We start from the raw sequence: 22,072 nt of genomic DNA on the forward strand, positions 1-22,072 counted from the left end.
CATATTGATAACAGGACAATCGCCCTGTTGAGTAATGTTATCACATCACATTAGAGGAAGCCTCCTTTCCGATCCCAGGGGGTTGTTTCCTTGTCCGTCCGTATCCTGCACCGATCCGCCGTATCCCTCATCGCGCTGATCCCGGCCGCCGCTTTCGCCGAGGCTCCCGCGCCGGAATCGCGCGAAATTCTCGTCACCTCCGCGCCGCTGGAAGAGACCGCGGACGAAACCGCCACGCCGGTCATCACGCTGGTCGGTGACGAACTCGCTCATCGCCGGCAGGGCACCCTGGGAGAGACCCTCGCCGGCCAGCCCGGCATCCATTTCGACAACTTCGGCGGCGGTGCCAGCCGGCCGGTGATCCGTGGCCAGACCTCGCCGCGCGTGCAGGTCCTGTCAGACAGCGCCAATGTGCAGGATGCCTCGGGCATTTCGGCCGACCATGCCATCACCGGCGAGCCGCTGCTACTGCGCGGCATCGAAGTGCTGCGCGGCCCGGCCGCCCTGCTTTACGGCGGCGGCGCGATCGGCGGCGCGGTGAACCTGCTCGACACCAAGATCCCCACCGCCATCCCGGCCAGCGGCATTTCCGGCGCGGGCGAGGCCCGGCTCGGCACCGGGGATGACGAGCGCTCGCTTGTGGGCGGCGTCACCGTGGGTTCGGGCGCTCTGGCGCTGCGGCTTGAGGGCGCGCACCGCGAGGCGGACGACTACCGCGTGCCCGGCGCCTTCGGCGAGCGCCGCGTTGCCGGATCGTGGAACGAAAGCTCCACCTTCACCGCCGGTGGATCGTGGGTCGGCCCGGACGGCTATCTCGGCGTCGCCTATACCCGCGTGACCGGCAAGTACGGGCTCCCCGGCCACAGCCACGAATACGAGGACTGCCACACGCACGGCGCCAGCCTTCACTGCGGGTCTCACGACGATCACGACGACCACGATCATGGCGAGGATAACCACGACCATGAGCACGAGGAGGAAAGCATCTTCGTGAAGATGCGCAGCGAGCGGTTCGACATTCGCGGCGAATATCGCGACCCCCTGCCCGGCTTCGAACGCGTCCGCTTCCGCATGGCGCACACCAACTACCGCCATGACGAGATCGAGCACGACGAGATCGCCACCGCTTATCGCAACAAGGCCTTCGACGTCCGCTTCGAACTGACGCACAAGGCCGTGGCGGGCTTCCGCGGAGTCTTCGGCGTCCAGCACTCCGACAGCACTTTCAGCGGCATCCACGCCGTGGTCGAGGACGACGTGACCCGTTACACGCCGTTCGACATCAGCAATACCGCCCTGTTCCTGCACGAAAGCCGCGACTTCGGCCCGGTCCGCATCGAGGCCGCCGTGCGCCAGGAATGGCAGCGCATCCGCCCGCAAACCTCGCTGGCCGCGTTCATGCCCTCCAGCGCGCACGATCCCTTCTCGGTCTCGGCCTCGGCGCTGTGGAAGGTGGCGGATGGCTACTCGCTGGCGCTCTCGCTCGCCCGGTCGCAGCGCGCGCCCAACGTGCAGGAGCTCTACGCCTTCGGCCCGCACTTCGCCTCGAACACTTACGAGATCGGCATGGTGACGGGCCGTACCTTCAACGGCATGGCATCGACCGAAAACCGTCTGGAAACCGGCAAGTCGATCAACCTGACGTTCCGCAAGACCAGCGGCGCCACCACCTTCACACTCGGGGCCTATCACCAGCGCGTGGACAACTACATCTATGGCCAGACGCTGGACCAGTACGAGGAGTTTCGCCTGATCCACTACGTGGCGGCGGATGCGACCTTCACCGGCGTGGACGGCGAGTTGCGCCACCAGATCATGCCGGAACTGGGCGTCTCGCTCTTCGGCGATTACGTCCGCGCCAAGCTGAAGGACGATCTGGGGAACCTTCCCCGTATCCCGCCCGGCCGCCTCGGCACGCGCGTCGATGCGGCAACCGGCCCGTTCACGGCGGAGGCGGAATATTACCGCACCTTCAAGCAGGACCGCATCGCCGACTTCGAAACCGCGACACCGGGCTACGACATGCTCAACCTGACGCTGTCCTACAAGCTCGACCTCGGCACCGACCGCTGGGCCGAACTCTTCGCGCGCGGCACCAACCTGACGAATTCGTTCGCGCTCAACCACGCCTCCTTCGTGAAGGACGCCTCGCCGCTGCGCGGGCGGAACTTCGTGTTCGGCGTGAGAACGGCCTTCTGATCAGTCGGCAGTATCGTCCTGAACGGTCCACTCGCGCAGATCGGGTTCACTCCCGATCAGCGCGAGCCCGTGCGCGATCGAGGTGAGTTCCTCGCCGCTGTCGATGCGGCTTTCGCCGAAGCGGGCCTCGAACATGCGGCGCACCGCCGGGATCAGCGAGGAGCCGCCCGTCAGGAACACGTGGTCGATCTGGTCGGCCGCCATGCCCGCCCGCTGGAGCGCAAGATCGACGGTCTCGGCGATGCGCTGGAGGTCTGGGGCGATCCACTCCTCGAACTCCGCACGGGTCACGTCGGCCTCGATCGAGAGTTCCGGGCTTTCGAAATGGAAGTGCGCGCGATCGTCGCCCGACAGGCTGCGCTTCAGCTTGCCCACCGCATCGTAGAGCGGATAGCCCAGTTCGTTCTCCACCACCGCGATCATGCGCCCGATGGCCGCGCCATCGGTGGCGCTGCGCTTGAGCCGCGCCAGTTCCTCCAGCGTGCGCCGGTTGCGCATCAGCGCAAGGCGGGACCAGTCGCCGAAATCGACGAAGTGTCCGTCCGGAATCTGCAGCACCTTGTCGAACGAGCGATAGGTGCCGCCCTTGCCCAGCATCGGCAGCACGAGACGGTCCATGATGCGGTAGTCGAACCTGTCCCCGGCGATGCCGACACCCGCCGACCCGAGCGGCGTGCAGCGCTTGGCCGTTCCCGGCGCCTCCACCCGCACGATCGAGAAGTCGCTGGTGCCGCCGCCGAAGTCCGCCACCAGCAGCGTGGCCGGATCGGACAGGCGCGAGGCAAAGCTGTAGGCCGCGCCCAGCGGTTCGTAGACATAGTGGATCTCGCTGCCGAGCATCGAGAACATCGCGTCATAGCGTGTCCGCGCCAGCGCCGCGTCGGGCCGTGCGCCGACATAGCGCACCGGACGGCCGACGATGACCCGGCCGGGCAGGTTCCTTGCCGCCTCGCCGCCATGCGCGATGAGATGTTCCAGGAACACGCGGCCCAGTTCCTCGAAGCGCAGGCGCTTCTCGAACAGGTTGGCGCTGTCGAAGCCGGGATTGGCGGCAACCGACTTGAACGATTGCAGGAACCTGCTGCCTTGCGGAAAATCCAGGAATTCGGCGATGGCCCATGGCCCCGCCTCATGCGCCAGGTCGCCCCGCACATCGTCGTCCTGCCAGAAGCACAGCGCCGAGCGGAACACCGAGCCGGTGCCGTCGGGCGCGGCGAAATCGACCAGTCCGGCACCGCCTTCTCCATCGGAAAGGGCCATGACCGAATTGGTCGTGCCGAAGTCGATGCCGACAGTACGCGCGGCGGTCATGCCATCGGACATGGTGCTGATTCCTTGATCGGGGGACGGCCGAGGCCTTTGGCAGGCAAGGCCGCTTCACGCAACCTTGCTGTCCGGCCGCCTCCCCGATCGGCGAAGCTGTTCGGTCAGCTCCGCCCGTCAGCTTGCGCGCGGGAGCGCGAACTCAACTGGTCTTTTCGAAAGCGGCGGTGATGCGGACCTGCACGTCGTCGCTGACAGCGGGCACATACTTCGAGACGCCGAATTCCGAGCGCTTGAGCGTGCCGGTCGCGCTGAAGCCGATCGTGTAGGCCTTGTTCATCGGGTTCACGCCGGCGCCGCCGAACGTCGCGTCGAGGACCATGGGCTTCGTGACGCCATGCAGGGTGACAGTGCCGGAAATGCGCGCGGTGCGCGGGCCGGTCTGCTCGACCTTGCGGGACACGAACCGGATCGTCGGATACGTCGCCGCGTCGAACCAGTCGGCGCTGCGCAGTTCCTCGTCGAGCGTGTCATTGGTGGTCGCGATGCGGGCGACCGGCAGAGACACGTCGAGCGTGGTGGCCGCGAGCGCCTTGGGATCGAGCGAGAGCGAACCGGTGGCGCCGGGGATCGTGCCGAAGAAATCGTTGAAACCGAAGTGGTTCACCGCGAACTGGGCAAGGGTGTGGTTGCTTTCGACCTTGTAGGTTCCGGCCTGGACGGCTTCGGGCGCAGCCGATGCCTGCGCCGTGACGAGAGAGGGCGCCACGGCGAGCGCGGGCGCGGCAGCGGCCAGCAGAAGGGCGGTGAACGAGACGGTCTTCATGGGAGCTCCAATGGATGGGCGCGGCGGGAATGGCCCCGGCCGATCTTGGCCGTGGCTATGCCGCCGCTCCCCCATCGGGATAATCCCTTGATTTGGGTAATATCTTTCAACCCGGAGTTGAAAATGCCCCGGATCGAAGCGAAACGCCGGGCGCCGATGGCAGGCGCCCGGCGTGCCGTGTCAGAACAGCACGAGCAGGCCGCGCGAGGGGTCTACGAGGCCCTCCCAGATCATCTTGCCCGCGACATAGAGGATCACGAGCAGGCCGACGTAAGCGATCCAGCGATAGCGTTCGATCACGCGGGCCAGCAGGTTCGCGGCAAGACCCATCAGCGCGACCGAGAGGATCAGGCCGATCGCCAGAATGCCGGGATGGTCGCGCGCGGCGCCGGCCACGGCCAGCACGTTGTCGAGGCTCATGCTGATGTCGGCTACGGCCACCGCCCAGGCGGCGGCGGCAAAGCTGCGCGGCGCGGCCTTGGCGACGGGATCATCCTCGCCGCCGACATCCTCGCGCAGTTCGCGCCACATCTTCCATGCCACCCACACCAGCAGCAACCCGCCAGCGAAGACGAGGCCGACAAGCTGCATGAGCTGCGTCACCACGAGCGCGAAGCCGATGCGCAGGACCAGCGCGGCCAGCACGCCGATCAGGATGACCTTGCGGCGCATCGCGGCGGGAAGTCCGGCCGCCAGCGCGCCGACGACGATCGCGTTGTCTGCCGCCAGCATCACGTCGATCAGCACGACCTGCCCGAAGGCGGCCAGCGCGGCGGGCGAGCCGAGGTTGGAGAAATCGGCAACGATGTGCTGCCACAAGTCGGTCATGTGGTGTTATCCCTGTTGGTCTTGGGTATTCCTCCAGGCGCCGCGCGCGGCGGCGAGGAGGAAGTCCGGATAGCTCCAGCCGCAAGCGGCGGCAGCCATTGTGGAGAGGCTGTCTTCGTCCTCGCGGCCCGGCCGGCCGGAGCCGGTGAGGTTGGGCTTGGCGTTGACGTCGAAAAGGAAATAAGTGCCATCGCCGTCGGCGCGGCAGTCGATCCGCATGGTCGCGCGGATTTCGAGAAGCGCGGCGGCCTGTTCGCAGGCGGCGATAGCCGCGGCGATGGCAGGATCCGCGCATTCCCCCAGGGTCAACGCCGCACTGTTGCGGCTGACCGGAACATCGCCGTTATAGGGGGCGACATCGTCGAACTGGTCGAAGCGCCGCACCGGCGGCAGGGCGAAAGGCGCGGTCTCGCCCGAACGGCAGGCGGCAGGCATCACGGTGATGGTGATCTCCTGCCCCGGCAGGAACTGCTCCAGCATGATCGACGCGCCGAACCGGCGGCTTTGCGCCAGATCGCGGACCTGCGCGGCCAATTGCGCGCGGGTGCGGGCCACGCCCACGCCCTGGCTGCCGCGCCCCCGCAGAGGCTTCACCACGATCGGCACCCGGTCAGCGAAAGGGGCAAGCTGGGCGTCCAGATCGCCGTCGCCATCGATCAGCCACGAACGGGCGACCGGCAGTCCTGCCGCCAGCAGCCGCGCATTGGTGGCCGCCTTGTCGTCTATCGCCTGCATCGCCTTGGGATCGGGGCCGACGATCCAGGCCTTGCGGCTTGCATCCTCGACGGGATGTCCTGCGAAGACCACGGTATTGGCCCAGAGCAATGTCGCGCCCGCATCCAGAGCGGCGGCGATGCCCTCCTCGGTATCGGGCCAGACCCAATCGAAGACCCGCGCGGGATCGGGATCGGCCACCGGCGTCGCCAGCGTGCAGCCGGCCGCCAGCAGGGCCACGCCGATATCCGCGCCGCTGTCGGAATAGCCGCCGGGCTTGGCCTCCTTGCGCGCGCCGCCGATCACCGGCGGTTCGAGCGCCTGATAGAGGATGGCGATGGTCTGTTCGCCCGGTGTCTGTTCGCCAACGTCAGGCGCGGTCATTGGTGGCTCCCATGATGCGGAAGGACAGCGGCGCGCCGACAATGACCAGCACCACCCGCACAAGGTGGTGCACGATCACGAAGCCCGCCTCCAGCGAGAGGCTCAACGCGACCATGCTCATTTCCGCCACCCCGCCGGGCGAATAGGCCAGCGCGACGAGCGCCGGATTGAGCCCCGTAGCCCAGCCGATCGCAAAGGCCCAGACGAAGGTTATCACCAGCAGGATCGCCGTCGATCCCGCCGCCAGCAGCAGCGTCCGCGCGAGCGTTCGCAAGTCGAGCCCGACAAAGCGGCAGCCGATCGTGGCGCCAAGCCCCACCTGGGCGGCGGCGATGGCCCATGCCGGAATATGGAAATCGGAAAGGCCGGTCAGGTGAACCAGCGCGCTGACGAACAGCGGCCCCATCAGGTGCCACGCGGGCAGCCGCAAGGCGCGGCCGATCACGCTGCCGGCGATCACGCAGCCAAGCCCCCAGAGCAGCAACGGCCAGCCGGTCGCCTCGGTAACCAGCGGCGCGGCAAGCGGCGGGGCGTGGACGTCCGCCTCGAACGCACGGATCAGGAAAGGCAGGATGAACACGACGAGGAAGATGCGCGCGCCGTGGATCAGGCCGATCATCCGCTCGTCCGCGCCGCGCTCGGAGCCCATCAGCACCATTTCGGCAATGCCGCCGGGCATTCCGGCGAAGTAGGCGGTCGGCGGGTCGAAGCGGGCGACACGGCGAAAGTAGATCACGCAGAGAAACGCCGCGCTGGCAAGGAACAGCGGCAGCAGCGCGATGGGCACGATCCATTCGGACGCCTGTTTCATGAGGCCGGGATGGAAGGCGCTGCCGAGCACGACGCCGATCACCGCCGACATCGGGCGGCGGGTGGCGGAGGAGGCGGCGATGGGCAGACCGGCGATGCTCCCCGCCGCGCAGGCGGTCATCGCGCCCAGCACCCAGGGCAGCGGCGCGCCGATCGACCAGAACACAGCGCCCCCCGCCGCGCCAAGGGCAAGCGCGGCAAGGAAGCGCAGGATCATCGCTGCCTTCGTCATTGCGAGCCCCGCAGGGGCGCGGCAATCCGGAGCGGGAGCTGGCGCAACACCGAATTACCCCACGAACGGGAAGGCCAGCACCATCATCCCCACCAAGGTCATCACCAGGCAGCACAGCGCCGCCGGGACCAGCGTGAAGCGCTGGTGATCGGCAAGGTCCACGCCCGCAAGGCTCACCAGCAGGTAGGTCGAGGGTACCAAGGGGCTGAGCAGGTGAACCGGCTGGCCCATCAACGAGGCACGGGCGATGGCCATCGGCTCCACGCCGTAATGCGCGCCTGCCTCGGCAAGGATCGGCAGCATCCCGAAGTAGAAGGCATCGTTGGAGATGAAGAACGTGCCCGGCAGGCTGATGAGCGCGGTGATCGGCGCCATGTAGGGGCCGAGGAACGGCGGGATGAAGTTCACCACCTCGCGGCTCATCGCCTCGACCATGCCGGTGCCCGACAGGATACCGGTGAAGATGCCCGCCGCGAAGATCAGCGAGACCACGGCCAGCACATTGCCCGCATGGGCGGCGATGCGCTCCTTCTGCTCCTTAACATGCGGGTAGTTGGCGATCATCGAGATCGCGAATGCCAGCATCATCAGGATCGGCAAGGGCAGCACGCCCCAGACCAGCAGCACCAGCAGCGCGGCGACCAGCGCGGCGTTGAACCAGATCATCTTGGGACGGCGCGCTTCGGGCCACTGCGAGACGGCGAAGTCGGCCAGCTCCTTGGGCGTCGCGGCTTCGACGCGGCCGATGCGGCGGCGTTCCTTGCGGCCGAAGTGGATCGCCAGCACCACCAGGAAAGCAAGGCCCGCGATCATGCCCGGAATCAGCGGCACGAACAGCGTCGAAGGATCGAGCTTGAGCGCGCTGGCGGCGCGGGCGGTCGGCCCGCCCCAGGGGGTGAGGTTCATCACCCCGCTCGTCACCATCAGCAGGCAGACGAGATAGAGCCGGTTCATGTCGTAGCGCTTGTAGAGCGGCAGCATGGCGGCCATCGTGATGATGTAAGTCGTCGATCCGTCGCCATCGAGGCTGACGAGCGCGCAGAGCACCACCGAACCGATCAGGATCAGCATCGGATCGCCGTGGACCAGCCGGATCAGGCGGCCCACCAGCGGATCGAACAGCCCGGTGTCGGTCATCGTGCTGAAGAACAGGATCGCGAAGAGCAGCATGACGCCGGTGGGCGCCAGCTTGGTCAGGCCCTCGATCATCATGTCGCCAAGCCCGGCATGGAAACCGGCGAGCAGAGCGAACAGCGTGGGCACGACGACCAGCGCGACCAGCGGGGTCATCCGCTTGGTCATGATGAGCGTCATGAAAGTGGCCACCATCAGGAAGCCGATAAGGGCGAGACTCATGATTGTCCCCGAATGTCTGTCATGGATGGATGGGACGGATCAGAACGTGACGCCGACGCGGGCGGTCAAAGTCTGTCCATCGTCTTTCCCGGTATAGGCACCGGCGGTATTCTGCGTGTTCCAGTGGATGGCGTTGACCTGGAAACGGGTGAAGCTGTTGAGATACCAGTTCACGCCCAGCGTCGCCGCCCAGCCCTGTGCAGGGGTGACGATATCGTCGAACTCGAGGTTCTCGTAGCGGGCCGTCAGCTCGATCGCGCCGGGGCCGCCTTCGAAGACCGGGCGCAGCACCTTGGGCTGGCCGAAGCTGCCAAGGCGCGGATTATAGGGAGGCAGGTCTCCGGTCAGGAACCAGCCGCCCGAGACGCTCCACGCGCGGGTCACGAAATCGGGGCGGCCGTTGTCGAGCCGGGCATGGCGCTCGCCCGCCTCGCCCATGACCCACAGCGGGCCGGAATAGCCGCCCAGTTCCACGCCGTAGCCGGTGGTGCCGGTGCCGCCGGTCAGCGTGCCGGTGGAAAGCCGCAGGCCGCCGTTGAAACGCCCGCCGATCACGGTGTTGCGCGTCAGGGTGTTCTTGCCGGGGTGGAGCATCTCGTCGAAGCCCCAGATCCCGAGGTGCAGCACCTGGCGGTCGGACTTCACCGGGTTCCAGTGCGCGCGGGCGAGCACGGTGCGGTTGTCGGAAGTGCTCTGGTCGCCGTCGATACGGTCTCCGGTGACGGTCAGCGAGGCGTGGCCGGTCTTCCAGAACAGGCGCGGCATGATGCCGAGGCCGTAGAAGGCGCGCTGCGGGATGATCGCGGTGGCAACCACCGAGCGTTCGGTGAACGGCGTCGAATCCGAGCCGGTCGAGCCTTCGAAGCTGCGGTCGTTGAACAAGTGGCCGACGCGCACGTCATAGTCCATGCCCGGCGCGATGCGGTTGCGCCAGCCCATGAAGGCGGTGACGACGTCCACTTCGTTTTCCGAAAAATCGGTCTCGAACTGATAGAAGAAGTGCGTGCCCACGGTACCTTCAAGACCCATGCGCAGCGCGCGCATGCCCGTGGTAGTGAGGTTGCGCCCCGCATATTTCGAGCCGGTGGATGTGCTGACATCGGTGATGATGCGCCCGCGCGGCTTGAAGCTGAACATGCCGTCTGCCGAGTGGAATACCGGCAGGCCCGCGCCCCATTCGGTGCTCACGCCCGAGGCCGAGACGGCGGCGGCGCGCACGCGCTCGATATCGCGTTCGGCCGGGCCGGGAGGAAGGAGCTGCGGCGCATAAGGCTGCGTCACCGCCACTTGGGGCGCGGCTTCTGGAGCGGCGACAGGCGATTGCGGTGCTGCGGCCACGACCGGGGCGGCCGCTACCGGGGCACCCGAACCCTGAACCGGCGAACCGGCTTCCAGCTTCTCCACGCGTTGGCGCAGGGAGGCGATTTCGGCGGCCTGCGCCCGCACGAGTTCGGCAAGATCTTCCCTGCTGGGTTCCTCGGCCAGCGCCGGGGTCGCCGCGATCAGGGCGGCGAGGGCTGTGCCCGCTGCAATGACTTTCATCTGGTCTTTTGTCCGGAGGCGAGGATCGCGTTCCAGTCGCGCAGGAAGCGCTCACGGGTCAGGCGATCGAGGTTGACGAGAAGCTGCGGGCCAACGCGCACGGGGCGGGCCTGACCGGCAGGAAGGCGGTGCGAAGCGGGAACGTCCGTACGCACGGGCCAGAGGCTGTGCCGGGCAAGCTGGGCCTGACCGGCGCGGGAAAGAAGGAAATCGAGAAACAGCCGCGCGGCGGCCGGATGGCGCGCCTCGCGCGAGATGAAGGCGATGCGCGAGGTGACGATGGTATAGTCGCGCGGGAAGACCACGCCGATGTTCGGATCGCGCCGCGCCCGTTCGAGCGCGTAAGAGCCGATCACGTTGTAGGCCATCGCCAGTTTGCCCGAGGCAACGCCCTGGAGCATTTCCTCGGTATGCGTCATGAGCACCGGGCGCGTCGCCGCCATCGCTTCCACGAGGCTGCGGGTATCGCGGGTGATCTGGAAATCCTGCGAAAGGTAGAGATACCCGACGTTCGAACGCGCCGGGTCGAAAGTGGCGATCTTGCCCATGAAGGCCGTGCGGCGCTTGCGAAGAAGCTGCTCCAGCTGCTGGTGGCTTTGCGGCACGAGCGCGGCCGGCACGAGCTTCTTGTTGTAGACCACGCCGATCGGCTCGGCGGTGACGCCGAATCCCATGTTCTTCCACACCGCGGCAGCGGGCAGCGCCGGCTTCTCCGGGCTGGCATATTGCTGCGCGTAGCCGTCGTTGATGAGCTTGACCTGCTGGTCCATCGCCGAGGACCAGACGATGTCCGCCGAATATTGCTTCGCCCGCGTTTCGGCGGTGTAGCGGCGATAGAGTTCGGCCGAACCGAGATCGGCATAAAGCACCTGGATGCCCGGATAGAGCCGCCGGAACGCGGCAACGACCGGGACCATCTCCGCCTTGTCGGCATTGGCGTAGATTCGCACGGTGCCTTCGGCCTGGGCATCGGCGATGACGCTGTCGTAGGAACGCGGATAGCCGGCCGGGCGCTCGGCCGGGCGCCGGGCCTCGGCAGGCGCGGTCATCGCGGGAAACGCGACCATCGCTGCAAGTGCCAGAACCGTGATGAAGCTGCGCATTCCTGTATCCTCTCGCTTTCCGGGTCTCATGTCGGATAAGCTGATGGACATGCCCTACGATCCGAAGCTGTCATCCACCTTTCACCAAAAATTGTCCGCCGGGCCGCTCCCATGCGCATCCTGATCGTCGAGGATGACGCCCAGCTCGCACGCGGGGTGGTCTCGCTGCTGCGGGCGGCGGGCCATGCGATCGACCATGTCGCCAGCGGCGAGGACGCGCTCTCGGTGGCGGCGACCGAGCCCTACTCGCTGGTCATCCTTGACGTGGGCCTGCCCGATATCGATGGATTCGAAGTGCTCGCCCGGCTGCGCGCGCGGGGCGAGCAGGTGCAGGTGCTGATGCTCACCGCCCGCGACGGGCTGGACGACCGGGTGCGCGGGCTGGATCTCGGCGCGGACGATTACTTGCGCAAGCCTTTCGAAGTGGAGGAACTCGAAGCCCGCGTTCGCGCGCTTGGCCGCAGGCGCGGCGGCGATGCGGCGCCGGAAGTGCGGATCGGGGCGATGACGATCAACCGTTCTACCGGGCGCGTGGAAGTGGGAGAGCGGCTGGTCGAATTGCGCCGCCGCGAATGGGCGGTGCTGGATGCACTGGCAGCACGCGCCGGGCAGATCGTCTCCCGCGAGACCTTGCAGGCCGAAGTGTTCGGCTTCGACGATCCGGTCGGTTCCAATGCGCTCGAAGTGAACGTCACGCGGCTGCGCAGCAAGCTTGCGCCGGACGGCCCGGCCATCCGCACGGTGCGCGGCGTGGGCTACATGCTCGACCGTTCGTGACAGCGCCTGCCGCCCAGCCGCGCGCGGTATCGCTTCGCCTTCGCCTTGGCATCGCCATGCTGGGGCCGCTGATGATCGTGGCGCTGGTGCTCGGCCTTGTCGGTTCGGCGATGATTTCCGATGTCGTGCGCCGCACCAACGACCGGGTGCTGGGCGGCGCGCTCGGCGCCATTGCCGAAACGGTGCAGGTGGAGCGCGGCGAAGTCACGCTGGACCTGCCGCCCGCCGCCTTCGGGATGCTTGAGAATTCCGAGCGCGACAATGTCTACTATCGCATTGCCGTGGGGAACCGCCTGCTCACCGGCTATGCCGACCTGCCCGCGCCCGACCTTGCATCCCTGCCGGTGGACGAGGCCCGTTTCCGCAATGCCGACTATCGCGGCCAGCCCATCCGCATCGGCGAGATCAAGCGCGCGCTGCCCCGGATCGATGCGCCGGTGGTCGTTCAGGTGGCCGAGACGCTGGACAATCGCAACGCCCTGCGCAAGCGGCTGATGACCGCGCTGCTGTTCGGCGAATGCGCGCTGGTCGGGATCGCGCTGGCCCTGATTCGCCCGGCGCTGGGCTGGAGCCTGCGCCCGCTGGCCGAATTGCGCACCGTGATCGAGGCGCGCGACACCCGCGCCGCGCCGGACCTTTCCCCCCTTCAGACCGGGCCGCTGCCCGCCGAACTTCGGCCGCTGGCGCGTTCTTTCGACCGCCTGCTCGCCCGGCTTGACGATGCCACCAGCGCCATGCGCCGCTTCACCGCCGATGCATCGCACCAGATGCGCACGCCGCTTTCCGTGCTCAAGGTCCAGGTTGCGCTGGCCCGGCGCGGCTCACGCGAAGCGCTTCAGGAAATCGACGAGGCGAGCGACCGGCTGGAGCGCCTGCTCACCCAGCTCCTCGCCCTTGCCCGCGCGGACGAGGCGGGCACCCTGCCGCCGCTGGAACGAGTGGATCTGGTGGAAGTGAGCCAGCGGGTGATCTCCCGCCGCATCCGGCAGGCCATCGAGGCCGAAGTGGAACTTCGTCTGGACGGCGGCGAGGACACGCCTTTCACGGCGCTGGGCCACCGCGCCTTGGTCTACGAGATGCTCTCCAACCTCGTGGACAACGCCATCCGCTACAACCGGCGGGGCGGCACGGTCACGCTCGGGCTCGAACAGGGTCTCGGCAAAGTCCGGCTGATCGTCAGCGATACCGGCCCCGGCATTCCCGCCGAACTGCGCGAACAGGCCATGTCGCGCTTCGCCCGCCTCCACGGCGAGCAGGGACCGACCGGCAGCGGGCTGGGGCTGGCGATCGTCAAGGCGGCGGCGGAAAGACTGGGCGCGGGCCTGGAACTGGCCGACGCCGCGCCGGGCCTGCGCGTCACCATGACTTTCCCGGCAGCCTGACCCGGCCGTTCAGCCGGCACCCTCCTGCGGCGACAGGGCCGCCTCGCTCAGGAAAGCGTCCTCATCCGTGTCGGGCTCCCGCCCCAGTGCCGCGTTGCGCCCCGGAAACCGGCCAAACCGCGCGATCTCGGCGGCATGGCTGCGCGCAAAGGCAAGATTGCGGTCGGCAAAGTCGCGCAGCGCCGTGAAGCGCTCGATGCTCCGGGCCTGTATCGCCGGATCCTCGGAATGCATCAGCGGCATGTAGAAGAACTGGCGCTGCCCGGGCGAGAGACGCTCGTCCATGCCCGCCGCGATTCCGTCCAATGCAAGGGACAGGGCCTTGTCGTCGCTTGCAAAAGCCTGCGCGGTACCGCGATGGATATGGCGGGAGAACTGGTCGAGCACGAGAATGAGCGCAAGGCGGCCGCGCGCATCGTCGGCCCATCTGTCAAGCGCGCCGCCGGACGCATCCCGGTGCAAGGCTCCAAACCGCGCGCGCACCACCGAATCGAGTCTCTCGCCGCCGACGAACCAGTCCTGCGGTGTCAGTTGGCGAAACCAGAAATCCAGCACTTCGTCCTGCAACCTGCCCATCGTGATACTTCCTTTCACGCTGGAAACGCACGATCAGCGGCCGGGCTGCCATGGAAGAAGCCCGCGAGACGGGAAGTGGCCGGGGAAAACCGATGCCGGAAAGGCCAACAGCAAGCATATGCAGAAACAGGATAAAGATCCCGCCTGCATAAAACCTCAATCGATTGCAGCTTTCAACCGAACAGAAGCAGGGCCATCACGAACAGGGCAAGAGCCGTAAGACTCATGCCGCAGAGCAATCCGAACGGACAACTCTGTATCGCAGGGTCGTACCTTTCCATACAACCTTCTCCGTCTTTTATGTTTTCTCCAGATTACGCCGATCCCTGTGCCCCGGCAAGTCGCCATGACGATATCGCGCCGGTCATCTTCGCGCATTTCCGGCCATGTTCCGCCGCTGAAACCGGCGGCAGGGAAAAAAGGAGGCTGCATCAATAGTCTCGACCGACCGCGAACTCGGCGCTATTTCCCGCCGCGATGGCTGAAGACACCTCCCCACAGGGCCCGCAGGACACCGAAAACCGCAACGCGGCCGATGCCGGGGGCGATGCCCCCCGACGCGGGATCAATCCGCGCACCCGGGCCATCCTGATCGGGGTGGCGATCGCCGCACTGCTGGCGGCGGGGCTCTGGTACTGGCGCCACAAGACGTACGGCCAGTACTTCGAGGAAACCGACGACGCGCAGATCCGCGCCGACGCTGTGGCGATCGCGCCCAAGGTCGGCGGCTATGTCGCCGCGGTGCTCGTGGGCGATAACCAGGACGTGACGCAGGGCCAGCAGCTCGTCCGTATCGATCCGCGGGACTACGACGCCAAAGTGGCGCAGGCCCGCGCGCAGATCGCCGAGGCCGCAGCCGGAGCGGAGAACGCCCGCGCCTCCATCGCCGAGCAGCAGGCCGCGATCGCGCAGGCCGAGGCCCAGCTTGTCGCCGCGAAGACCAAGGCCGCGCACGATGCCGCCGAAGTCGCCCGCTATGCACCGCTTGCCGCCAGCGGCGCGGAAACCCGCGAACAGCTTGCCCAGCTCCGCCTCACCGCCGCCCAGTCCGCGCAGCAGGTGCGCGAGCAGGCCGCCGGGCTGGAAATGCAAAAGCGCCGCGTCGCCGGAATGGAGGCACAGATCCGTCAGGCCGAGGCGCAGGGCCAGGGCGCCCGCGCCCAGTTCGAAGCGGCCGGGGTGGACCTCTCCTCCACGCACCTCTCCTCGCCGATCGCGGGCCGCGTGGGCGACCGCACCGTGCGGGTGGGCCAGTACGTGCAGGCAGGCACCCGGCTGATGTCGGTGGTCCCGCTCGACAAGCTCTACGTCGTCGCCAACTTCAAGGAGACGCAGCTTGCGCTGATGCGTCCGGGCCAGCCCGCCCGGATTTCGGTCGATGCCCTCAGCGGGGTCGAGGTCGTCGGCCGCGTCTCCAGCGTATCGCCGGGCACCGGCGCGCAGTTCTCGATCCTCCCCCCGGAAAACGCCACCGGCAACTTCACCAAGATCGTCCAGCGCGTTCCCGTGCGGCTGGAGATCGAAGCCCCCGCCTCGGCACGCAAGGTGCTGCTGCCCGGCCTGTCCGTTTCGGTGACGGTCGATACCCGCAGCGCAAAGGACGAACTCGGCCGCATCGAGAAGGACCAGGAGCGGCTCGAAGCGAAGGGCCGCTGAAGTGGCGAGCACCGCCCTGCCCTCCGGTAAAGGCACCGCTCCCGCCAGACCGGCCAACGCCGACCTGGGCGCCTGGCTGGCAGTGGCGGCAGGCACGCTGGGCGCGCTCATGGCGACGCTCGACATCTCGATCGTCAATTCCGCCCTCCCCACGATCCAGGGCGAGATCGGCGCCACCGGCACCGAAGGCGCCTGGGCGGCGACGGCCTATCTGGTGGCAGAGATCATCATCATCCCGCTTTCGGCCTGGCTCGAACGCGTGCTCGGCCTGCGCACGTTCCTGCTGATCGCGGTTACGCTGTTCACCGGATTCTCCATCGTCTGCGGGTTCGCCAACTCGCTGGTGATGATGATCGTCGGCCGGGTGGGACAGGGCTTCACCGGCGGCGCGATGATCCCCACCGCCCAGACCATCATCGCCCAGCGCCTGCCGCGCCACCAGCAGTCCATCGGCACGGCCGCCTTCGGCGTCGTCGCGATCCTGGGGCCGCTGATCGGCCCGCTGGTCGGCGGCTGGCTCGCGGAGAACCTGAGCTGGCACTACGCCTTCTTCCTCAACGTGCCGATTTCCTTCATCCTCATCACCCTGCTGCTGGTGGGCCTGAAGCACCAGCCTTCACGGCTGAACCTGCTGCGAGAGGCGGACTGGATCGGCATCGCCGGGCTGGCGCTGGGCATGGGCGGGCTGACGGTGTTCCTGGAGGAAGGATCGCGGGAAGAATGGTTCGCCTCGCCGCTGATCCAGAAGATGGCCTTCATCAGCGCGATCGGCTTCATCCTCCTGCTCTACGGCCAGTTCACCGCGCGCCGCCCGGTCATCAAGCTGGCACTCCTGCTTGACCGGCAGTTCGGATCGGTGGCGATCATGGGCATGGCGCTGGGCGTGGTGCTTTACGGCACTTCCTACGCCATCCCGCAGTTCCTCGCCTCCATCGCGGACTATAACGCGCTGCAATCGGGCAAGGTCGTGCTGCTCTCCGGCATTCCCTCCATCCTGCTGATGCCCTTCGTGCCCTTCCTGCTGAAGCGCGTGGACATCCGCATCGCGGTGGCTTTCGGCATGGGCATCATGGGCCTTTCCGCATTCATGGAGACCAGCCTGACGCTCGGCTCCACCGGCGGAGACTTTACCGAATCCCAGCTCATGCGGGGGGTCGGCCAGATCATGGGCATGCTCTTCCTCAGCCAGGCCGTGGTGCAGTCGGTCCCGCCGGAGGACGCGGGCGATGCCTCCGGCCTGTTCAACTCCATGCGCAACCTCGGCGGCAGCTTCGCGCTCGCCGGGATCTCGATCCTCCAGCAGAATCGCCTCTGGCTGCACTCCCGCCGGATCGAGGAAACGCTCAACGCCAATTCCCCCGCCGTGCAGGACTATGTGAACGGCCTCGGCCAGATGATCGGCAGCCCGCAAGCCGGCATCCGCATGCTGGGACAGCAGATTCAGGGACAAGCCCTCGTCATGACCTACAACGACATCTTCTTCGCCATGAGCATCGTGACGCTCGCGGTATTGCCGCTGGTGCTGTTCCTGCGCCCGCTGCCGCGCAACGCCGCGCTGGGGGCCATGCACTGATGCGCGCAGCACCCCTGCTCCTCGCGGTCTCGCTCTCGGTCCTGGCCGGTGCCTGCACCATGGGCCCCGATTATGACGGCCCCCCGGCAGTCGCCAGCGCCGCCGCCGCGCGCGGCGGTTTCGTGCGCGCCGACGATCCTTCGCTGGCCGCGGGCCCCGGCCTCGCCCGCTGGTGGGAAAGCCTTGGCGACCCGGCGCTGACCGGCCTCGTCGACGATGCCCTGAGCAACAGCCCCAGCATCGAGGCCGCGCAGGCCCGCATCCGGGAAGCCCGCGCCAAGCTGGAGCAGGGCCGCGCCGGGCTCTATCCCTCGGTCGCCGCCAATGCGATGTACGTCCACGCCACCCTGCCCGGTTCCGGGATCGGCGGCAGTTCGTCTTCCGACGGAGCGGACGGCGAGAGTTCGGGCTCATCCGCGCTCAACTTCTACAATGTCGGCGCCAATGTCTCGTGGGAGCCCGACCTGTTCGGCGGCAAGCGCCGCGGCGTCGAGGCAGCCCGCGCGACGCTCGACCAGCGCTACGCCGACCTTGCCGATGCGCAAGTCTCGCTGAGCGCGCAAGTCGCCCAGTCCTACGTCAACTTGCGCGATGTGCAGGAACGCGCCCGGCTCAACGCCCGGTCGAGCGAACTCCAGCGCCGCGCCGTGGAACTCACCCGTCAGCGCTACGCGGCCGGCACCGCATCCAGGCTTCAGGTCGAGCGGCTGCAGAACCAGCTTTCCGCCACCGATGCGCAGAACGTGCCGCTCACCGCGCAGATCGCGATCTACAAGGACGCGCTTGCCGTGCTGACCGGCCGGGCGCCGGGCGAACTGGACGGCGCACTGGCGGCCGGGGCCCCGGTGCCGTTGCCGCCCGCCTCGGTTCCGATCGGCGATCCCGCCGCCCTGATCGCCCACCGCCCCGACGTGCGTTCCGCCGAACGGGCGCTGGCGGCCGGCACCGCCCAGATCGGCGTCAAGAAGGCGCAGACGCTGCCGGGCCTCAAGTTCTCCGGCATCCTCGGCCTTGGCGGCACCGAACCGGGCGACGTGTTCGACCCCGGCAATTTCGCCGCCCTGCTGATGCCGCAGCTGAGCTGGCCCGTGCTGGACTTCGGCAAGAGCGGCAGCGCCGTGCGGGAAGCGGAAGCCCAGCGCGACGGCGCGCAGGCGCAATATCGCCAGGCCGTGCTAGAAGCCTTGCAGGATGCCGAGGACAGCCTTGCCCGTTTCGGCGCGACACGGCGCCAGCTTGCCCAGCTCACGATGGCCCAGCGCAGCGCGGCAACCGCCGCCGATCTCAATCGCCAGCGCTTCCGCGCCGGAACCAGCAGCCTGATCGACCAGCTCGACATCGAACGGCAGGAACTGAGCGCGGCAACCTCCACCGCGCAGGCACGCGCGCAACTGACCATCGACTATATCGCGGTGCAGAAGGCGCTCGGCCTCGGCTGGAGCGACGAAAGGCGCTGATCCTGCGGTCTGCACCGACCCGCAGAATGGCAGTTGTGCCCACCGATTGTTAGCGCTATCTTTCCCGGATAAGGTTCATACCGACCGGGAGATTGATGTGTCGAGGCGAATTTACGCAGCCCTTGCGGCAACCGCTTTCTGCGGCCTGATGGCAGCCTGCAACGGCACCGGCGGCGCCCCCGAAGCCACGGCTTCCGCCGACGCCACCGAAGCGGACGCCGCTTCGGGCAAGAAGTACCTTTCGCAGCCGCTCGTCAGCGAAATCTACACAGCCGACCCCTCGGCCCACGTGTGGAACGACAAGTTCTACATCTATCCCAGCCATGACATCGACGGCCCCACGCCCGAGGACGACCTTGGCAGCCATTTCGAAATGCGCGACTATCACGTGCTGTCGATGGACAACGTGGGCGGCAAGGTCACCATCGGCCCCGTCGCGCTGGACGTGAAGCAGGTACCCTGGGCCGACAAGCAGATGTGGGCGCCCGATGCCGCCTTCAAGAATGGCACTTACTACCTCTACTTCCCGGCCAAGGACAAGCAGGGCGCCTTCCGCATCGGCGTGGCCACTTCCACGGACCCGATGGGCCCGTTCAAGCCGCAGCCCCTGCCGATCAAGGGCAGCTATTCGATCGACCCCGCGGTCTTCACGGACACGGACGGCCAGAGCTACATGTACTTCGGCGGCATCTGGGGCGGGCAGCTTCAGCGCAACCAGGGCGGCAAGTACGATCCCGATGGCTCGAAGACCGATCTCCAGGCGGACGACAAGCCCGCCCTGCTCCCGCGCGTGGCGCGCATGAGCGGCGATATGCTGGAGTTCGCCGAAGCCCCGCGCGAAGTGAAGATCGTGGACGAGAAGGGCAAGCTCCTGCTCGGCGGCGACCATGACCGGCGCTTCTTCGAAGCCGCGTGGATGCACAAGTACAAGGGCAAGTACTACTTCAGCTACTCGACCGGCGACACCCATTACCTTGCCTATGGCATCGGCGATTCCCCTTACGGTCCCTTCACTTACAAGGGCCGCATCCTGGAGCCGGTGGAAGGCTGGACCACGCACCACTCGATCGTCGAGAAGGACGGCAAGTGGTGGCTGTTCTACGCCGACAGCCAGCTTTCCGGCCAGACGCGCCTGCGCAACGTGAAGGTGACCGAACTGCACTACAACGAAGACGGCACGATCAGGACGATCGATCCGTTCGTTCGCTAAGGCCGGGTTCGGTGGGGACGGCCGTGAAGCCTGCGCGCCTGCTGGTGGCGGCGTTGCTGGCCGCCGTCCCCCTTGTCGCACAGGCGGCACCGGCACCGCCGCCGCCGCAGATCGCGCTGACGTTCGACGACCTGCCGCTGCATACGCCCTACCCATCGGGCGAAACGCCGGTCTCGGTCGTCGATGCGATCGTGGCGGCGCTGAAGCAGGCCCGCGCGCCCGCATTCGGCTTCGTGAATGCGGGCAAGGGCGCGCCGGGCGAGCTTGATGCCGTACTGGCCCGCTGGCGCGCGGCGGGCCTGCCTTTCGGCAATCACGGCTACGCTCACAGCAATCTCGACAAGGTCGGCGCGGCGCAGTTCGTGGCCGAGATCGACCGCAACGAAGCCGTTCTGGCGCCGCTCGGCATGAAGCGCTGGCTGCGCTATCCATATCTCGCCGAAGGCCAGGACCCGGCCGAGCGAGACGCCGTGCGCCAGGCACTGGCGCAGCGGCACTATCGCATCGCCGGGGTCAGCCTTTCCTTTGATGACTGGGCGTGGAACGCGCCTTACGCCCGCTGCATCGCGCAGAAGAACGCAGCAGCGGTCGCCGATCTCGAAACCCGCTATCTCGCCGCCGCCCGCCGCGATGCGCAAGCGGCGCGGGCTGCCTCACAAAGCCGGTTCGGGCGCGACGTGCCTTATGTCCTGCTGCTTCACGTCGGCGCCTTCGATGCGCGGATGCTGCCGCGGCTGCTGTCGCTCTACCGGGACATGGGCTTCCGGTTCGTCACGCTCGAGCACGCGCAGCGCGACGGTTTCTATGCCGCCACCGATCCGGCCATACCCGGCCCGACGCCCGCCTTGCTGAGGGCTGCCCCGCTCGAACGTCCGGGCGACGAGGTCTGCCCCGCCTCCCTTAACGCAGCAGTTCCAGCGCAATAGCCTCGCCCATGGCCTTGTAGCCCGCAGGGTTCGGGTGAAGCGCATCGCCCACATCGTAAGCGGGATTGAGCCGGTCCGGCCGCGCAGGGTCACGCATGACCTTGTCGAAATCGATCACGCCATCGAAGTTTCCGGGCGCGCGTATCCACGCATTGAGCGCCTGCCGGTCCGCTTCGTTGGCGGCATCGGGATGGTAGAACTCGGTCCCCATGTCGGGAAGCAGGGTCGCCCCGTAGACCTTGATGCCGTGCGCGCGGGCGCGGGCGACGATCTGGGCATAGGCGCCGGTAACCTGCTCGACCATGGCGGCATGTTCTTCGGCGCTCACCGGCTTGAGCCGGGTGAGGTTGCCAAGGTCGTTGATGCCTTCCAGCAGGATCAGATGCGTGACCCCGGGCAGCGCCAGCACGTCGCGGTCGAGCCGGGCCATGGCATTGGGCCCCAGCCCGTCCAGCAGCACACGGTTGCCGCCGATACCCTGGTTTATCACCGCCTTCCCGCCGCCAAGACGGCGCGCCAGCACGTCGGTCCAGCGGTCGTTGCCGTTGGTCGTTGTACCGCGCCCGTCCGTGATGGAATCGCCCAGCGCCACCACCGCCCCGGCCTTGCAGGCGCGCGCCTCGATGCCGGACAGCATGAACCAGTGATCCACGGGATGGGCCGAGGGCAGGTCCGTTTCGGCAACGTGATCGCCCGCCAGCCAATAGGATGTCGTGCGCGAACCCGGATGCGAGGTCTGCCGTCCGGGCACCTCTGCCAGGTGGATCGAGACGGCAAGATCCTCGAACGCGCTGACCGGCATGTCCACCGGATCGGATAGCCAGTCCGCCCCCGGCGGGATCACCACGCGGGGCTTGCCGGAAAATCGCAGCGCGGTGACCGTGCGCGCATCGACGGCTGCCTTGCCGGATTGCACCGCGCGGGCCAGCGTTGCCGCCTCGATCGTCAGCGGCCGGTCGCCGAAGGCGTTGGAGAAGCGCACCCGTACCGCGCTGCCGCCGATAGAGGGGCGCACGGTCTGGCGCAGCGTCACGTTGCGCAGGGCTTCTGCCGGCAGCGCATTGTCGGCGCCCGGCTCCATCTGCGAGGAACCCCACGCGGCGACCCATGGGCACGGCGCCGCCACGGCGGGCGAGGCGATCCCCGCTCCGAGCAGCGCGGCAGTCAGGACAAGGCGGCGGTACGTCGTCAACATCGCGTGACCCTCAAAAGAAATGAGCCGGCGCCCAGGGATTGGGGACGCCGGCTCGCAGTTTTC

The 22,072-nt window shown here is 67.5% G+C and carries 18 protein-coding genes; 8 read left to right on the forward strand and 10 right to left on the reverse strand.

Annotated features, from left to right (window positions below; translation table 11 throughout):
- Positions 1-90 precede the first annotated feature (90 nt).
- Complete coding sequence (locus tag ACXJ16_RS23970) at positions 91-2,199, forward strand: TonB-dependent receptor domain-containing protein (RefSeq protein WP_443478572.1); 2,109 nt, start codon at positions 91-93, stop codon at positions 2,197-2,199.
- On the opposite strand, the gene ACXJ16_RS23975 is transcribed toward ACXJ16_RS23970, so the two are convergent.
- The 8 genes from ACXJ16_RS23975 to ACXJ16_RS24010 all read right to left on the reverse strand — a co-directional run bounded on the left by ACXJ16_RS23975 (position 2,200) and on the right by ACXJ16_RS24010 (position 11,257).
- Positions 2,200-3,522, reverse strand: coding sequence for an Hsp70 family protein (locus tag ACXJ16_RS23975; RefSeq protein ID WP_463922369.1), 1,323 nt, complete (start codon positions 3,520-3,522; stop codon positions 2,200-2,202).
- Positions 3,523-3,664: 142 nt separating this feature from the next.
- Positions 3,665-4,288, reverse strand: coding sequence for a YceI family protein (locus ACXJ16_RS23980; protein WP_054436731.1), 624 nt, complete (start codon positions 4,286-4,288; stop codon positions 3,665-3,667).
- A gap of 180 nt (positions 4,289-4,468) precedes the next feature.
- Complete coding sequence (locus ACXJ16_RS23985) at positions 4,469-5,116, reverse strand: YjbE family putative metal transport protein (RefSeq protein WP_054436732.1); 648 nt, start codon at positions 5,114-5,116, stop codon at positions 4,469-4,471.
- Between the two features lie 6 nt (positions 5,117-5,122).
- Positions 5,123-6,214 (reverse strand): D-alanine--D-alanine ligase family protein, encoded by a 1,092-nt coding sequence (locus ACXJ16_RS23990; protein WP_463922370.1) that lies wholly within the window; start codon positions 6,212-6,214, stop codon positions 5,123-5,125.
- Positions 6,201-7,256 (reverse strand): AbrB family transcriptional regulator, encoded by a 1,056-nt coding sequence (locus ACXJ16_RS23995; RefSeq protein WP_197282987.1) that lies wholly within the window; start codon positions 7,254-7,256, stop codon positions 6,201-6,203. Before ACXJ16_RS23995 ends, ACXJ16_RS23990 begins: the two co-directional genes overlap by 14 nt.
- Before the next feature lie 54 nt (positions 7,257-7,310).
- Positions 7,311-8,612: a CitMHS family transporter gene (locus ACXJ16_RS24000; protein ID WP_054436736.1), complete on the reverse strand. Its 1,302-nt coding sequence runs from the start codon at positions 8,610-8,612 to the stop codon at positions 7,311-7,313.
- Between the two features lie 39 nt (positions 8,613-8,651).
- Positions 8,652-10,154, reverse strand: a complete 1,503-nt coding sequence (locus tag ACXJ16_RS24005) for an OprO/OprP family phosphate-selective porin (RefSeq protein WP_463922372.1) — start codon at positions 10,152-10,154, stop codon at positions 8,652-8,654.
- Positions 10,151-11,257: an ABC transporter substrate-binding protein gene (locus ACXJ16_RS24010; RefSeq protein WP_132469871.1), complete on the reverse strand. Its 1,107-nt coding sequence runs from the start codon at positions 11,255-11,257 to the stop codon at positions 10,151-10,153. Before ACXJ16_RS24010 ends, ACXJ16_RS24005 begins: the two co-directional genes overlap by 4 nt.
- A 111-nt stretch (positions 11,258-11,368) precedes the next feature.
- Here ACXJ16_RS24010 and ACXJ16_RS24015 point away from each other — a divergent pair, with 111 nt between their 5' ends.
- Positions 11,369-12,034, forward strand: coding sequence for a response regulator (locus ACXJ16_RS24015; protein ID WP_324699121.1), 666 nt, complete (start codon positions 11,369-11,371; stop codon positions 12,032-12,034).
- A gap of 56 nt (positions 12,035-12,090) precedes the next feature.
- On the forward strand, positions 12,091-13,416 hold the full coding sequence (locus ACXJ16_RS24020) for a sensor histidine kinase (protein WP_186000053.1): 1,326 nt from the start codon (positions 12,091-12,093) through the stop codon (positions 13,414-13,416).
- A 9-nt stretch (positions 13,417-13,425) separates the two neighbouring features.
- On the opposite strand, the gene ACXJ16_RS24025 is transcribed toward ACXJ16_RS24020, so the two are convergent.
- Entirely contained in the window at positions 13,426-13,992 is a 567-nt protein-coding gene (locus tag ACXJ16_RS24025; protein WP_054436742.1) for a DUF924 family protein, read from the reverse strand.
- A gap of 477 nt (positions 13,993-14,469) precedes the next feature.
- Between ACXJ16_RS24025 and ACXJ16_RS24030 the strand changes: the two genes are divergently transcribed.
- The 5 genes from ACXJ16_RS24030 (at position 14,470) to ACXJ16_RS24050 (ending at position 20,814) form a co-directional block, all read left to right on the forward strand.
- Positions 14,470-15,648 carry an HlyD family secretion protein gene (locus ACXJ16_RS24030; protein WP_082370286.1) on the forward strand — a complete coding sequence of 393 codons (1,179 nt, stop codon included), beginning with the start codon at positions 14,470-14,472 and terminating at the stop codon, positions 15,646-15,648.
- A 1-nt stretch (position 15,649) separates the two neighbouring features.
- A complete protein-coding gene (locus tag ACXJ16_RS24035; RefSeq protein ID WP_463922373.1) occupies positions 15,650-17,221 on the forward strand; it encodes an MDR family MFS transporter in 1,572 nt (523 codons plus the stop codon).
- Complete coding sequence (locus ACXJ16_RS24040; protein ID WP_443478567.1) at positions 17,221-18,678, forward strand: efflux transporter outer membrane subunit; 1,458 nt, start codon at positions 17,221-17,223, stop codon at positions 18,676-18,678. The genes ACXJ16_RS24035 and ACXJ16_RS24040 overlap by 1 nt, the downstream gene beginning before the upstream one ends.
- 148 nt (positions 18,679-18,826) lie before the next feature.
- On the forward strand, positions 18,827-19,888 hold the full coding sequence (locus ACXJ16_RS24045) for a glycoside hydrolase family 43 protein (RefSeq protein WP_054436749.1): 1,062 nt from the start codon (positions 18,827-18,829) through the stop codon (positions 19,886-19,888).
- Between the two features lie 23 nt (positions 19,889-19,911).
- A complete protein-coding gene (locus ACXJ16_RS24050; protein ID WP_463922374.1) occupies positions 19,912-20,814 on the forward strand; it encodes a polysaccharide deacetylase family protein in 903 nt (300 codons plus the stop codon).
- Here ACXJ16_RS24050 and ACXJ16_RS24055 read toward each other — a convergent pair.
- Positions 20,789-22,009, reverse strand: coding sequence for an SGNH/GDSL hydrolase family protein (locus ACXJ16_RS24055; protein ID WP_463922376.1), 1,221 nt, complete (start codon positions 22,007-22,009; stop codon positions 20,789-20,791). The two genes, ACXJ16_RS24050 and ACXJ16_RS24055, sit on opposite strands and share 26 nt — an antisense overlap.
- Positions 22,010-22,072 lie beyond the last annotated feature (63 nt).

Source organism: Novosphingobium sp. TK71 (assembly GCF_055361505.1).